The organism is Labrenzia sp. VG12 (assembly GCF_002237595.1).
Lineage (GTDB): Bacteria > Pseudomonadota > Alphaproteobacteria > Rhizobiales > Stappiaceae > Roseibium.
The window spans coordinates 2,721,891-2,736,693 of record NZ_CP022529.1; the positions used below are offsets into that span (position 1 = coordinate 2,721,891).

At 62.0% G+C, this 14,803-nt stretch carries 15 protein-coding genes; 11 read left to right on the plus strand and 4 right to left on the minus strand.

From position 1 onward, the window contains the following. The first annotated feature begins 80 nt into the window (after positions 1-80). The 7 genes from CHH27_RS12770 (at position 81) to CHH27_RS12800 (ending at position 8,029) form a co-directional block, all read left to right on the plus strand. Positions 81-602 carry a hypothetical protein gene (locus CHH27_RS12770; RefSeq protein ID WP_094071923.1) on the plus strand — a complete coding sequence of 174 codons (522 nt, stop codon included), beginning with the start codon at positions 81-83 and terminating at the stop codon, positions 600-602. A 241-nt stretch (positions 603-843) separates the two neighbouring features. Continuing rightward, on the plus strand, positions 844-1,776 hold the full coding sequence (locus CHH27_RS12775; RefSeq protein WP_094071924.1) for a ribose-phosphate pyrophosphokinase: 933 nt from the start codon (positions 844-846) through the stop codon (positions 1,774-1,776). Positions 1,777-2,058: 282 nt separating this feature from the next. Further along, a complete protein-coding gene (locus CHH27_RS12780) occupies positions 2,059-3,066 on the plus strand; it encodes a BMP family protein (RefSeq protein ID WP_094071925.1) in 1,008 nt (335 codons plus the stop codon). Positions 3,067-3,161: 95 nt separating this feature from the next. After that, on the plus strand, positions 3,162-4,706 hold the full coding sequence (locus CHH27_RS12785) for an ABC transporter ATP-binding protein (protein WP_094071926.1): 1,545 nt from the start codon (positions 3,162-3,164) through the stop codon (positions 4,704-4,706). Beyond that, on the plus strand, positions 4,703-5,785 hold the full coding sequence (locus tag CHH27_RS12790; protein WP_094071927.1) for an ABC transporter permease: 1,083 nt from the start codon (positions 4,703-4,705) through the stop codon (positions 5,783-5,785). Before CHH27_RS12785 ends, CHH27_RS12790 begins: the two co-directional genes overlap by 4 nt. Then, positions 5,782-6,726, plus strand: a complete 945-nt coding sequence (locus CHH27_RS12795) for an ABC transporter permease (protein ID WP_094071928.1) — start codon at positions 5,782-5,784, stop codon at positions 6,724-6,726. The genes CHH27_RS12790 and CHH27_RS12795 overlap by 4 nt, the downstream gene beginning before the upstream one ends. 10 nt (positions 6,727-6,736) lie before the next feature. Further along, the gene (locus CHH27_RS12800; RefSeq protein ID WP_094071929.1) at positions 6,737-8,029 is read left to right on the plus strand and encodes an amidohydrolase family protein; all 1,293 of its coding nucleotides are present in this window, start codon (positions 6,737-6,739) and stop codon (positions 8,027-8,029) included. A gap of 159 nt (positions 8,030-8,188) precedes the next feature. Here the strand turns inward: CHH27_RS12800 and CHH27_RS12805 are convergent, their stop codons facing one another. Next, positions 8,189-8,944: a hypothetical protein gene (locus CHH27_RS12805; protein ID WP_094071930.1), complete on the minus strand. Its 756-nt coding sequence runs from the start codon at positions 8,942-8,944 to the stop codon at positions 8,189-8,191. Between the two features lie 86 nt (positions 8,945-9,030). On the opposite strand from CHH27_RS12805, the gene CHH27_RS12810 reads away from it, so the two are divergent. Next, positions 9,031-9,579: a MarR family winged helix-turn-helix transcriptional regulator gene (locus tag CHH27_RS12810; protein ID WP_094071931.1), complete on the plus strand. Its 549-nt coding sequence runs from the start codon at positions 9,031-9,033 to the stop codon at positions 9,577-9,579. A 15-nt stretch (positions 9,580-9,594) separates the two neighbouring features. Further along, on the plus strand, positions 9,595-10,287 hold the full coding sequence (locus tag CHH27_RS12815; RefSeq protein ID WP_094071932.1) for an MOSC domain-containing protein: 693 nt from the start codon (positions 9,595-9,597) through the stop codon (positions 10,285-10,287). Positions 10,288-10,290: 3 nt separating this feature from the next. On the opposite strand, the gene CHH27_RS12820 is transcribed toward CHH27_RS12815, so the two are convergent. Next, positions 10,291-10,632: a TfoX/Sxy family protein gene (locus tag CHH27_RS12820; RefSeq protein WP_094074719.1), complete on the minus strand. Its 342-nt coding sequence runs from the start codon at positions 10,630-10,632 to the stop codon at positions 10,291-10,293. Between the two features lie 308 nt (positions 10,633-10,940). Between CHH27_RS12820 and CHH27_RS12825 the strand changes: the two genes are divergently transcribed. Next, a complete protein-coding gene (locus CHH27_RS12825; RefSeq protein ID WP_094071933.1) occupies positions 10,941-11,573 on the plus strand; it encodes a 50S ribosomal protein L25/general stress protein Ctc in 633 nt (210 codons plus the stop codon). Between the two features lie 119 nt (positions 11,574-11,692). Beyond that, positions 11,693-12,442, plus strand: coding sequence for an aminoacyl-tRNA hydrolase (gene pth, locus CHH27_RS12830; protein ID WP_094071934.1), 750 nt, complete (start codon positions 11,693-11,695; stop codon positions 12,440-12,442). Positions 12,443-12,458: 16 nt separating this feature from the next. On the opposite strand, the gene CHH27_RS12835 is transcribed toward pth, so the two are convergent. Both CHH27_RS12835 and CHH27_RS12840 read right to left on the minus strand, forming a co-directional pair. Beyond that, entirely contained in the window at positions 12,459-13,040 is a 582-nt protein-coding gene (locus CHH27_RS12835; RefSeq protein WP_094071935.1) for an OmpA family protein, read from the minus strand. Between the two features lie 10 nt (positions 13,041-13,050). Beyond that, positions 13,051-14,745: a DUF4384 domain-containing protein gene (locus CHH27_RS12840; RefSeq protein WP_094071936.1), complete on the minus strand. Its 1,695-nt coding sequence runs from the start codon at positions 14,743-14,745 to the stop codon at positions 13,051-13,053. Positions 14,746-14,803: the final 58 nt, after the last annotated feature.

Genomic DNA, 14,803 nt, shown 5'->3' on the forward strand with positions numbered 1-14,803 from the left:
ACCTTTTGCGGCCCGGCCTGTTTGAGTCGGTTTCAGGGGCCGCATCCAGACCGTTACTGACCGCGAGCGCCAGGCCTTTCATGCAAACTCCGTCCCGTTCGAACCGTTTCTTTTATCCGCGCCTGATCGCCGGCTTTCTTCTGGCTGCCGGCCTCGCAGCCTGCCAGGCCACGCCGCAGCCACCCAACCCGGTCTCGACACCGACCCCTGTTCCGGCCCTGTCCGGGCCTGTGGATCCGGAAGAAGGCGTTACGCTGGCGTTTGAACCCTTCACCGGTGCGCCTGGCAACATTGCAGACGAACTTTCAGAATTCATCGGCTCGGAAGCCCGCAAGCAGGGCATCACGCTTGTCCGGCGTATCGGCGCGGCGGCAACCTATCGCGTCAACGGCTATCTGTCCGCAACGGGGCAGCCGTCGAGCGGCACCGTGTTCTACGTTTTTGACATCGTCGACAGCAGCGGCCGCCGGTTGAAGCGAATCTCCGGGACGGAAGCCACCGGAGGCGCTTCCGGCGATCCCTGGCAGTCGGTGAATTCCGGCACCCTGTCACGCATCGCCAATCGCTCCATGGTGGAAATCAAGGCTTGGCTCAACCGATAATGAATTGCTTTGCCGGGTAATTGCCGCGCTGCGTCATAAAAAATCAAAAAAAGCGGCAGTTCAGCGCGAACGGCTGTTGTCGTCCCGGTGCTTGGTTGTTACAACGCCGCCGCCTGCCGAGGGTTTCCGTCAGGGACTCGCGGCACCCGGCACTCGACTTACGACCTAAGCCTGTTCCGCGTGTTGACAGGGCCACCTGACCCTCGTCGACCCGCCGTCGCACCAGAAGGACTTGCGGCTCATGAAGATCGTCGCGGGCAATTCCAACCGAGCCCTGGCTGAGGAAATCTCCAAATATCTGGACGCTCCTCTTGCCAAATGCCAGGTCCGGCGGTTTGCCGACCAGGAAATCTTCGTAGAAATCCAAGAAAACGTGCGCGGCGAAGACGTCTTCGTCGTGCAGTCGACCAGCTACCCGGCAAATGACCACCTGATGGAACTGCTCATCATCATCGATGCGCTGCGCCGTTCCTCCGCCCGCCGGATCACCGCCGTTCTGCCCTATTTCGGTTATGCCCGCCAGGACCGGCGCGCCTCCGGCCGGACACCGATTTCGGCCAAGCTGGTCTCCAACCTGATCACCGAAGCCGGCGCAGACAGGGTCCTGACCATGGATCTCCATGCCGGTCAGATCCAGGGTTTCTTCGACATTCCGACCGACAACCTTTTTGCCGCGCCGGTCATGACCCGCGACATCAAGGAACGCTACGCCACCGACAATGTCATGGTGGTCTCTCCGGATGTGGGCGGTGTGGTCAGAGCCCGTGCGCTGGCCAAGCGTATCGAAGCTCCGCTCTCGATCGTCGACAAGCGCCGCGACAAGCCTGGAGAGTCGGAAGTTATGAACATCATCGGCGATGTGAACGGCTTCGACTGCATTCTGGTTGACGACATCGTCGACAGCGGCGGCACGCTGTGCAACGCAGCCGACGCTCTGCTGGCCAAGGGGGCCAAGTCGGTCACGGCCTATATCACCCACGGTGTTCTGTCCGGCGGTGCCGTTGCGCGCGTCACCTCCTCCAAGCTGAAGGAACTGGTGATCACCAACTCCATCGAGCCGACCGCAGCCATCGACGCCGCCGCCAACATCCGCGCCATCTCGATCGCCCCGTTGATCGGCGAAGCAATCAACCGCACGGCCCTGGAAAAATCGGTCTCGAGCCTGTTCAGCTGAACCTGACGGGCTGAAAATCGGAAAGCGCCGGCCTGTCCGGCGTTTTTTTTGTTTGCGGGGGAGGAAAAGCCCACATTGGTCATCCTGGCCGCAGCGCAGCGGAGGGAGCCCCGCCTTTTGAGGACACAACGTTGGAAGGCAAACATCACCAACGTTCCCGGCCGCCTAAAAAATTTTCCCGTTTGTTCAAAAAATCAGCGCTTCAGCCCCCCTGCCCAGCTTGTGGGCACGCATAAACTGTGTTCAAATTTTGGAGTCAAAAAAGACTTCCAGGGGTTCCAGATGATCAATTCAAAACCGTTTTCGAGGGCCCGCCGGGCCTTGTTGTCGGCTGCGCTGGCCGTCACAGTTACTGCTGGGCTTGCCTATTCGCCTGTCCAGGCCGCCGACCCGATCAAGGTCGCTGCGATCTACACCGTTCCGGTCGAGCAGCAATGGGTCAGCCGCATCGACAAGGCCCTCAAGGCCGCCCAGGAACGCGGCGAGATCACCTACACCTTCTCAGAGAACGTCGCCAACACCGACTATGAGCGCGTCATGCGCGAATATGCCGAACAGGGCATGGATCTTGTTGTCGGCGAAGCCTTTGCCGTGGAACGCGCTGCGCGCAAAGTCGCAGCCGAATACCCGGAAACGGCTTTCCTGATGGGCTCTTCCTTCGGACCGGCCAAGCCGAACTTCGCCGTCTTCGACAACTGGATCCATGAACCGAGCTATCTCTCGGGCATGATTGCCGGCGCCACCACCAAGTCCAACGTGATCGGCATGGTCGGCGGTTACGCCATTCCGGAAGTGAACCGGCTGATGCATGCCTTCATGGACGGCGCAACCTCCGTCAACCCGGACGTGAAGTTCCTGGTGACCTTCATCAACTCCTGGTACGACCCGCCCAAGGCCAAGGAATCCGCATTTGCCATGATCGACAAGGGTGCCGACATTCTCTACGCAGAACGTTTCGGCGTTTCCGACGCCGCCAAGGAGAAGGGCATCCTGGCCATCGGCAATGTGATCGACACGGCCGGCGATTATCCCGGAACGATCCTCTCCTCCGCGCTGTGGCACATGGAGCCGACCATCGACAAGGCTGTCGGCGCCGTCGTTGAGGGCAGCTTCGAACCTGCCGACTACGGTCCCTACAGCTTCATGTCCTATGGCGGCGGCAGCTTCATCGTCGACGAAAGCCTGGCACCGGCCGACGCGGTTGCGGCAGCCAAGGAAAAGGAACAGGAGATCCTCGACGGTCTGTTCCGCGTCAACGTCAACGACAGCGAACCGAAATCCACCATGTAATGGAAATTTCCGGTGGCCGGGGCCTACTCCCGGCCACTGCCTTTCTTGCCGCGCCCCCGCTGCGGCCCCCTAGAACCCGATTTCCGGAGCTCCGCATGACGGAACCCGCTGAAGAGGCTGACGTCGTCCTCCGGCTCGACGGCATCACCAAGCGTTTTGGCGCGCTGACCGCAAATGGCGATGTCTCGCTCGATCTGAGCCGAGGCGAGATCCTTGCCCTGCTGGGCGAAAACGGCGCCGGCAAGACAACACTTATGAACATCCTGTTCGGTCATTACGTGGCTGATGAAGGCCGCGTGCTGATCAATGAAGGCAGCAGACTTGTCGAACTCGAACCCGGCTCGCCCCACGCGGCGCTCGAAGCCGGCATCGGCATGGTCCACCAGCATTTCACGCTCGCGGAAAACCTCAGCGCGCTCGACAATATCCTGCTTGGCACCGAACGCCTTGCGGCGCTGGCCTCCGCGCGAGCCCCCGCCCGGATGAAGCTGGAAGATCTGATGGACCGGTCCGGCCTGAATGTCGCGCTGGACACCCGGATTTCCGACCTGTCCGTTGGCGAAAAGCAGCGCGTTGAGATCCTCAAGGCACTTTACCGGGACGCACGCGTTCTGGTGCTCGACGAGCCGACCGCCGTCCTGACACCGCAGGAATCCGAAACCCTGTTCGCCACCCTGAAGAAGCTGGCTGCAGACGGGCTCGGCATCATCTTCATCTCGCACAAACTCGCTGAAGTCGTGGCGTCCTCGAACCGGGTGGCGGTCTTGCGCGGCGGCCGCAAGGTGGCCGACCTGCCGACGGCCGAAAGCGACCAGCGCAAACTTGCCGAACTCATGGTCGGTCACGAGATCACGGAGCTGGTCCGATCCCCGGGAAAGCCGGGCGCAACGCTGTTTTCCCTGGCGAATGTCTTTGCCGGTCACGGCCGCGATGCGCTGCTGGACGCCGATCTCGACCTGAGATCAGGTGAAATTCTGGGTATTGCCGGCGTATCGGGCAACGGCCAGACGACACTCGCGCGCGTTATCTCGGGACTGGAAGCCGTCACCGCGGGCACCCTCAGCCTGGAGGGCGCGCCTCTGACCCACGCCGATGCCAGGCACATGATTGATCTTGGTCTCGCACGCATTCCGGAGGACCGGCATCACGACGGTATCGTGGGGGCGATGAGCGTTGCGGAGAACCTTGCCATTGAGAGTATCCGCAAGCCCGAAAACCAGCGTTTCGGTCTGTTGCGCTTTGCAGCCCTGCGTGAAAGGGCCAAGGCCCTGATCAGCGCCTATGACATTCGCTGCCAGAGCGATGCCAGTCCCGCACGGCTGTTGTCCGGCGGCAACATCCAGAAAATTGTCCTGGCCCGAACGCTGGAAGCCAAACCGAAGGTCGTGCTTGCCGCACAGCCCTCTCGCGGACTGGATGTCGGGGCAACATCCGACGTGCACAAACGCCTGCTGGCCGCCCGCGAACGCGGCGCCGGCGTCATTCTGATTTCCGAGGACCTGGACGAACTCATGCGCCTTTCCGACCGCATTGCCGTGATCCACCGGGGGCACCTGTCCCGGGCGGAGGCGACGGAAACCCTTGATCGCGCAACGCTTGGTCTGCGCATGGCCGGACATGGCGGCGAGGCGGCAGCATGATCCGGTTCGAACCAAGAGGCCCTGTTCCCGTTACCCGTGTCCTGGCTGTCACGCTGGCCGCCGCGGTGGCAGCCCTGCTGCTCGCGGCGATCCCGATGGCCTTCGCCGGCCTCTCCGTCTTCGAGGCCTATGGCCTGATGGTCAAGGGCGCTTTCGGATCGGTCTTTGCCTTTACCGAGATGCTGACCCGGGCGACCCCGCTGATCCTGACAGGTCTGGCCGCGGCGGTCGCCTTCCGGGCGAAGCTCTGGAACATCGGCGCGGAAGGCCAGCTTTATGCAGGCGCGCTCGCCGCCGTTGCGGTCGGCACCGGCCTGGTTTCGGGTCCCTCCTTCATTCTGATCCCGCTGGTCGTTCTGGCAGGTGCGCTGGCGGGCGGGCTCGTCATGCTCGGCCCGACCCTTCTGAAGACCCGGCTCGGCGTCGACGAAGTCGTCACCACGCTGCTGCTCAATTTCGTCATTGTGCTGTTCGTTCAGATGATGCTGGAAGGACCCATGCAGGACCCGATGGGCATGGGCTGGCCCCAGTCGGAGCCCATCCTTGATGAGGCCGCCTTGCCCAAGCTGATGGCACGGATGCGCATCCACTGGGGTCTGATCCTGGCTCTCGTCGCCGCGCTCGGCGTCTATTTCCTCCTCAAGCGGACGGTCTGGGGCTTCGAGATCCGGGCGGTGGGCGAAAACGCCGCCGCTGCGCGCCATGCCGGCATTCCGGTCACGGGCACCTTCATCCGGGTTGGTCTTCTGTCCGGTGCTCTCGCCGGACTGGCCGGTGTCGGCGAGGTCGCCGGCCTGAAAGGCTATCTCACGGCGGACCTTTCCCCGGGCTTCGGCTATTCCGGCATTGTGGTGGCCATGCTTGCCGGCCTGTCGCCGGTCGGCGTGGTGCTGGCAGCGCTTTTCATCGCCAGCATTTTTGTCGGCGCCGATTCCATGTCGCGCGCCACAGGCGTTTCCAACTACCTTGCCGATCTCATCGTCGCGATGGCCCTGCTCTGCGTTCTGGTGTCCGGCCTGTTCCTGAGGTTCAAGATCCGCTTTGTCGGTGGCCCGGCCGCGAAGGAGGCTGCCGAATGACCGAGATTCTCGACATCCTTCTCTCGGCAAATTTCTGGGCCGCCTCGCTCCGGATCGCCACCCCTCTGATTTTCGGGGTCATTGGCGCCCTGATCTGCGAGCGCGCCGGCGTGCTCAATCTGGGCATCGAAGGGATCTTCACCGCAGGCGCCATGGCCGGCTGGATGGCCGTCTGGCTGGGGGCTGGCTTGTGGGGCGGGGTCCTGGTTGCCGCCATGGCCGGCGCCTTTTTCGGCCTGATCCATGCCATCCTGACGGTACCGCTCGGCCTCTCCCAGCATGTTTCCGGGATCGGGGTGACGCTGTTTGCCACCTCGCTCAGTTACTTCATCTACAGAACCGCCCTGCCCGATGTCTCTTCGCCGCCGCGCATCGAGGCCTTCAAGCCGCTGGATATTCCTGTCCTCAGCGACCTGCCCTTTATAGGCCCCGCACTTTTCCAGCAGACCTCCCTGACATTCCTGGCGCTGGTTCTGGTTGCCGTCACGGCCTATGTGCTCTACCGCACGCCACTGGGGCTTGCGATCCGCGCGGTCGGCGACAATCCGTCCGCTGTCGAATCCCAGGGCCTTTCCGTCTATGCCATCCGCATGTGCACCGTTGTCGCGGGTTCGGCGATCATGGCGCTTGGCGGCGCCTTCCTGACCATGTCCGCGTTCGACGCCTTCTTTTTCGGCATGGTCAATGGCCGAGGCTGGATCTGCATTGCGCTGACCGTCTTCGCCTCCTGGCGCCCCGGCAAGGCCCTGATCGGCGCGTTGCTCTTCGGCGCTTTTGATGCGTTCCAGGTGCGTCTTCAGACCGAAGTCGGCAGTTTCATTCCGGGCCAGGTGTTCCTGATGATGCCCTATCTCCTGTCCATTGCCGCGCTGATTGTGGTCGCCCGCAAGGCCGACTATCCAAGGGCGCTGCTGGTGCCTTACTTCCGCGGCCAACGTTGAGAGGACCGACATGAGCTTCGACCTTCTCGTCAAGAACGCCAATCTGCCCGACGGCCGTCACGGTCTCGATATCGCGTGCAAGGACGGCCGGATCGCGACCGTGGAAGCCGGCATTGCCGCGGAAGCGGCAACGGTGATCGACGTCGGCGGCAAGCTGGTCTCGCCGCCCTTTGTCGACAGCCACTTCCACATGGATGCAACGCTCTCCCTGGGCCTGCCGCGCATGAACCGCAGCGGCACCCTTCTGGAAGGCATTGCGCTCTGGGGAGAGCTGAAGGAGATCCTCACCGTTGAGGCGGTTGTCGAGCGCGCCTTGAAATACTGCGACCTCGCGGTCTCGCAGGGGCTGCTCGCGATCCGATCCCATGTCGATGTCTGCGACGACCGGCTCACAGGTGTCAAAGGCCTCCTGGAAGTGCGTGAGAAGGTGAAGGACTATATCGACCTGCAGCTCGTCGCCTTCCCGCAGGACGGTCTCTACAGGTCCCCGAACGCGGAGAAAAACCTCCTGACCGCACTCGACATGGGCGTCGATATTGTCGGCGGCATTCCCCACTTCGAACGCACCATGCAGGACGGCGCCCGGTCCGTTGCCCGGCTTTGCGAAATTGCGGCTGAACGCGGTCTGATGGTCGACATGCATTGCGACGAGACGGACGATCCGATGTCCCGTCATATCGAGAGCCTGGCCTTTGAAACCCAGAGGTTTGGCCTGCAGGGCCGTGTGGCCGGTTCGCATCTGACCTCCATGCATTCCATGGACAACTACTATGTATCCAAGCTGCTGCCGCTCATCGCGGAAGCGGAAATTCACGCCATCGCCAACCCCTTGATCAACATCACCCTGCAGGGCCGCCACGACACTTACCCGAAACGGCGCGGCCAGACCCGCGTTCCCGAACTGCGCTCCTACGGGGTCAATGTCGCCTTCGGCCATGACTGCGTGATGGACCCCTGGTATTCCATGGGCTCCGGCGACATGCTCGAAGTGGCCTCCATGGGGCTGCATGTGGCCCAGATGACCAGCCGCGAGGCCATTCGCTATTGCTTCGACTGCGTCACCAGTCACCCGGCCAAGGCGATGGGGCTTGAGGGTTACGGCCTGGCGAAGGGATGCAAGGCGGATTTTGTTCTTCTGCAAGCCGAGAACCCGATTGAGGCCATCCGGCTGAAGGCAACGCGCCTTGCGGTCGTCAAAGGCGGCAAGGTGATTGCCGAAACGCCGCCGCGGGAAACACGGCTTTCGCTGCCGGGCCGGCCGGAAACAGTCGACCCTGCCGCCTATGCGCCGCACGAGGGGTGAGGCGCTTTTTCCCATCCGCCTTCGTCATTGCCGGGTTTGACCTGGCAATCCATGCCGTGACCCTGCCGGTCCTGTAGCAATGGCGAGGGAACGGCAGGGTTGCCATGGGCAAGCCCTGGCATGACGAAATGCGGTGGGGGGCTTCAGCCCTGTGGCGCCTCAGTGCTGCTTGATTTCACCCGGCAGGCTGAGATCCCCGGACGCAACATCGAAGACATCGACAACGCAGAGCAGCGGCGCATGGACATTCTGGTTCACGCGCAGCGCCGATGTAACCCCATCGTATTTCAACCCGTCGACCGCGCTGTCGTCGGCGAAGGAGACATTGATGGTGATCTCTTCAGTCTCCAGAACCGGTGAAAAACCCGGGCTGTCAATGTAGATCGGCAGTCCCGGCCAGGTTGCCGGCATTTTCGGCGTCGCGCCGTCGGGAATGTCCTTGACCGATAGCGCCCCCGGGCCGCAGGCCTCATGTGGCGCCAGAACGACCCAGTGGGAATGCCAGTCGGCACCGTCATTGGCGACATCGCCGTCGCCGTTTTCGTCAAAAAGCGGCGTATCGTCGAAATCCGGGTGGCTGGTGGCGACCAGGGCCAGGATGCCCTCACCGCCCTCAAAGCCAACCGTTTCGGGCGACAAGGACGTCGGCCAGACATAGGCCTCGACGGGCGCCCCCGCCAATTCGCCTGCCGGTTCCGGAGTGGTCGCACCGGCTGTTCCCTTCAGGGTCATGTGAAAGGTGACAATGCGCCCCTCGCGATGCACATGCGCCGCGAGGATGTCGTAATTCGGATCGATTTTCGGATTTTCGGCCGACAAGACCGCCCCTTCCTGGTGAAGGGCATGGGACCCGCCTGCAAGGGCAGTGGCCGGAAGACCGGCTATCAAGAGACTTCCAAGGATTGATTTCAGCATCTGGGTTCTCCCTGTTCGAGGACGCAGCCTTAATAATAGCGACTCGAAACTATTGCAAGTTTAATTTCGACTCGATACAAAGAGGCATGAGCGAGCAAAACGACACCCAGACGATCCGCGACCTGGTCGACCGGTTGACGCGCCTGCATGCGGCAGAAGAGTGGAACGGCCCCCTGAACCCGTCGCAATTTGCTGCACTCAGCTATCTTGCGCGGGCCAACCGTTTCTCGCGCGCGCCTTCCCATGTCGCCGATTTTCTGGCGACGACCCGCGGCACGGCCTCACAGACCCTGAAGGCGCTGGCACGCAAGGATCTGATTGAGGAAACCCGCTCGGAAACCGACAAGCGCAGCATTCGATACGACGTGACTACAGAAGGTCGCTCGCTGCTTTCAGCACCGTCGGAGCTGGACGATGTGGTGTCCCGGTTACCGGCAGAGGTTGCGGCTTCTCTTGCCGGCTCGCTGAAATCACTGGTGCTGACAATGCTGCATCACCGGGGTGGCCGGTCCTTCGGCATCTGCAACACCTGCCGCCATCACGAGACGGACGGCACGAAGGGGTATTGCCGGTTGTTGCAAGTCCCGCTGACGGCCTCTGAAACCAGCCAGCTTTGCCATGAACACGCCTCCTGACAGGAACCGAACTCGATGACTGAAACAGCAACAATCCTTGGTCTTTTCCTCGGCAAACCGGAACAGCGCTGGGACGGCAAGGACCCCTCCGCCATCCGCAAGACCCTCGCAGATGGCGTTCTTCAGGTGACACGGACCGGCCTTGCCGGAGACCAGCAGGCGGACCTTGCCGTTCACGGCGGACCGGAAAAGGCCCTGCACATTTACCCGTCCGAACATTATGCCCATTGGCGCGAGGTGTTTCCGGAGAAAAGCGAGATCTACCGGAACGGTGGATTTGGCGAGAATCTTTCCACGCAAGGGTTCACCGAAGCAGATCTCTGTATCGGCGACATATTCAGCGCCGGGAGTGCGCGGCTGCAGATCTCGCAAGGCCGCCAGCCCTGCTGGAAGCTCAATCTGCACACGGACAACCCCGCCCAGGCTGCATCTTTCCAGAAGACCGCAAGGACCGGCTGGTATTTCCGGGTGCTGGAAGAGGGCACGCTGGAAGCGGGCGACACGATCGAGGTCATCGACCGACCCTGCCCCGACTGGAACCTGCGCGAGGTCATCCTCGCCCGCTTCAATCCACGGCTGGACTCCGAGACAGCAACGACCCTGTCGCAACTTGAAGAGCTTGCCGAACCCTGGAGGGCGTCCTTTGCCAAGAAAGTCGACCCGAATTTCAGGGAAGACATTTCCAGGCGGCTGCCAAACGGCGCCTAGTCGCTATTTCGGCGGTAGTGAGAGAGCGTTTTCCACGGCAAGATCCAGCCAGCTTTGAAGAACGTCGTCGGGGGCCTCATCCTCACCGACAAAAAACAGCCCGCTCATGGTCCGACCGCCCTGGACCATGGGCACGGCGCCCGGCAACGCGCTGGCCTTGTCATGATTGTCCTTGCCCACCCGGAAAATGAACCGCCGCTCGCCGTCTTTCGTTCGATCGGCTCCACCGATCATATGGCCGTTCAGGAGAAAACAGAGGCCTCCCATCATCTTCTTTTCAGCCAGTCCGGACCGGCTTCCGAGAAGCCCGCGCAGCCGGTCGTTCAGGTCTTCATCGATGGCCATGTCAGCAATCTCCTCAAGCGCCAGACCGTTGATCACACTTGACCGGAACGGCCCATCAGTCAACCAATCAGTTCAGCTTCTTTCCAGTCGATGGAAATACGCGGCAGCCGACAGGTGTTTTTTGGCGGCAAAGCCCGGTATTCTTGGCGGATCGGTGACTGCAGGCTTGCACATTTGCCCGGCTTTCTGTATATCCCCGCTCGCGCCTGCACCCCTGGAGGAGGCGCTCATGGACCGATCCCGGACAACTTGACGTCAAGCCACGGTGTTCGCCGGTCCGTTACCTATACACTCGAAGGAGTTTTGCCATGGCTTCCAGCTATGAGCTGAAGGCGTCGGCACGGGAACGGGTGGGCAAGGGGGCCGCTCGGGCACTGCGTCGCGAAGGCCTTCTCCCCGCCGTGATCTACGGCGACAAGAAACCTGCCCTGCCGATCACCATTCCGGTGAAGGAAACCACGATCACCCTGCACAAGGGTGGCTTCACCTCGCAGATCGGCACGATCAACATCGATGGCGAGAAGCACCGTGTCATCGCCAAGGACTATCAGCTGCATCCGGTACGCGACGACGTCCTGCATGTCGATTTCCTGCGTGTTGCCAAGGGCGCAACGCTGACCGTTGAAATCCCGGTTCACTTCCTGAACGAAGAAACCTGCCCGGGCCTCAAGAAGGGCGGCGTTCTGAACATTGTCCGCCACACGGTTGAAATGACCGTTCCGGCCGACAGCATTCCGGAAGCTCTGGAAATCGACCTGGCCGAAGCACAGCCGGGCGACAGCCTGCACATTTCCGCAGTCAAGCTGCCGGAAGGTTGTGAGCCGACCATCACCGACCGCGACTTCACCATCGCAACGATTGCTGCGCCGGCCGGCGTGCAAGAAGCTGAAGAAGGCGAAGAAGGCGGCGAAGCAGAAGCTACGGAAGCCGAAGGCGAATAAGCCGCTTCCCGAGCAAAAGGCAGGAGGCGCCCCCCGCCTCCTCCCCCCTTAGAAAAGGGGACTTGAAAGGCAGCCGCAAGGCTGCTTTTTTGCATCCGGACTGATTTTAAAGGTGTCTCATGAAACTGATTGTCGGCCTCGGCAACCCGGGCGCGAAATACGCCGGCAACCGGCACAATATCGGCTTCATGGCGGTCGACGAGATCCATCGGCGCCACTCCGGCTTTCAGCCCTGGCGCGCGCGATTCCAGGGCCAGGTCTCCGAGGGACGCCTGGGCTCGGAGAAAGTCCTGCTGCTCAAGCCAAACACCTACATGAACGAATCCGGCCGCGCCGTCGGAGAAGCCATGCGCTTTTTCAAGCTGGAACCGGAGGACATCGTCGTCCTCTACGACGAGTTGGACCTGCCACCGGCCAAGTTCCGCATGAAGAAGGGTGGTGGCCATGGCGGGCACAACGGCCTTCGCTCCATCACCGCTCATATCGGCGCGGACTACCGTCGCCTGCGTCTCGGCATCGGCCATCCCGGGGACAAGAAACTTGTCTCCAACTATGTTCTGGGTGACTTTGCCAAGGCCGACCGTGACTGGCTAGAGCCGCTCCTGACCGAGATCGCCGATCAGGCCGATCTGCTGGCCGAAGGCAAGGACAGCCAGTTTGCCAACAAGCTGACGCTGGCACTCGAACCGGAAAAGGCGCAGCGCAAGCCGAAGGCTTCTGCGGAAGCAAAAAAGCCTGCCGGACAGAAACCCGTCCCCTCAAAGGGTCAAAGCCACATCCGCCAGGCCCGTCAGGCAAAGCCGGTCAACGTGCCGAAATCCGGCCCGATGGCGGATATGCTGAAAAAGCTGCTCGGCGGCAAGGACTGAGCAATCAGCCTATCCTTCAGGACAACGGCTGCACGTTGATGATCTCGACCCGCCGGTTCCGGCCACTTTCCGGATTGGCCGGATCAACGGGCCGGCTTTCGCCATAGCCGACCGGCACCAGCCGTTCCCGCGGAATGCTGTAGAAAGCAGCGAGGAACTCGGCAACCATGAACGCCCTGCGGTTGGACAGGTCCAGGTTATAGGCCGCGGTGCCTCTGAGATCCGTGTGCCCGGCGATCTGGAAGCGCATGTTGCGCAGCCTCGGATCGCGCAGAGCTTGCCCCAGTGCCTGCAAGGTCAGAATGCCGTCATTGGTCAGCGACGCACTGTCGAATTCGAAATTGACCGTCAGGTTGATGCGCGGCAGATCCGCTTCCGGTGGCAACTGGCCCTCGATGCTGATCCCGCGAAGGGGATGCGGCTCTGCCTTGCGGAAGGAGCGCACCTTGGCCGCTCCGCCATTCGGCAAGAGCGCCCGGATAATGTCTTCACTGGTCACGTTTTGAGCCGAAACGGCAGACGAAAACAGTCCGCTCAGCAAAGCCAGCGCAACACCCGCGGTCAGCAATCTGTCCAGGACGTTCGAAATGATCCTCATGTCGTTTCCCTCACTCGCCCCGGATTGTCAGATGCAGCACGGCGGCCGTGATCTCGCGCGGCAGACGGGTTTCATCCGGACGCTCCGCCAGCCCCGCCCGCAAGGCCGTCAGGAAGAACCGGTCATCCGCCAGACCCGATTGGCCTTCCGCGCTGACAGGCATAGAAAACTGACCGCCACCGCTGGCCTCAAGTGCCTCCAGCTGGTCAATCGGGCTGTGCGCCGCGATCACCACGATCGCCTCGGATCCGGCAGGCGGTGACACGGTGTATTTCTGGCGTCCCTGGCGGCCATCGCCATAGAGGAAGGTTTCGCCAAACCGGACCTGCTCGCGGACCGGTCCGCGCCGGGGCAGCAGATTGACCACAGTACCATCGGCCTGCAGGTAAACGATGTAGAGAAAGGAAGCGAAGTCCGGCGCCGTGACCTCGAAGGCAAGACTGTCCCCATAGGCCAGATCGGACCGGCCACCCAGCAGCCGGATCGACGGACGCGATGGCTCGGCCAGCGGGCGGTCCAGTGTCTTCAGCACCTCGCAGACCGGCCAGGGGCGCACCGCAATCTTCTGAATTTGTTCCGGCGGGAACTCCGCGCGCAGTTTCTTCAGCGTCTCCTGTGAGCTGACGAACCCGCCCAGCAGCGGCATGCCACCGGGCGCATCCTCCGTGACATAAAGATTGCTGCAATCGTCCCCCTGGAAAGCCACCTGGTTGCCATGGTCGAAGCGGTCGAGGCCGGGAACCGGTTTGGGGGGCTTTACAAAGGTGCGCATCACCGAGGCATTCCGCAGATCAGCCTTGGTGGCGTCGTAACTGATCCAGCCATAACCGTCGCCCGCCCAATATGGGCCCCAGGAATTCTGAACCAGGAAAGCCTGGCGCCGTTCGTCGTAGCCGACCAGCACCATCTGGTGACCGCCCCCCAGGCCGGCATTGGGACCGAGCGAACCCTGATAGATCTCGCCCGCCTTCAGATATTGCAGCACGGAGCCGTCGGGCGTTCGGGACGACGGCACGACATCGACCATGCGATATCCCGCTGCAACGGGGTGTCCGGCGGCGAGCTGCTGCTTGATCGCATCCAGATCCCGGTTGCTGACGGGACGTTCGTCGCGCTCCAGCACATAGATGAATTCAAAGTCGCGTATCTTGAACCGGTCCGGCGGTGACGTCGGCCGCTCCACCCGCTCCGAGCACATGGCAATGTCCGGAATCGCATTCAGGTCCGGCGCGCCCCGTCCCTTGAAATAGGACATGGCGTAATAGGCGTGGCTGCCGGCGGCCTCGCAGCTTTCATCCTTGTCCCGGATCTGGGAATGCAGATAGGCAGGGCTCGGTGTATAGGCCCTGGTGCCCGGCGAGACGTTGTTTTCCAAAGCCGCGTAGTAACCACGCATGGCATAGCCGACCGCATAGGAGACGCAACTGCCATGGATCTGTAGCAGCGGGGGCGGCATCAGCGGCGACAGGTCGATCGCATCCGGGATATAGGCTCGAGTGACCTCCGCCCGGCCGACAGACTTCAAAAGGGCCGGGTCAATGGATGTATCGCCGTAGAGACCGGTGAGCGCGCTTGGATCGAAGGACTGCCCTTCGGCAGGACTGGCGTATGGCAGCGTGCAAATGAAGGCCGTGGCGGCCAGGGCTCCGGCCAGCCGAGCCAAACCCGCCCGACACATGCCAGCCTCCAGGAGACTGAAAACCATCAGTTTCAATTCCCAATACAAAAGCCCGAAACACCGGGGTGAGTATACAAGAACGCCC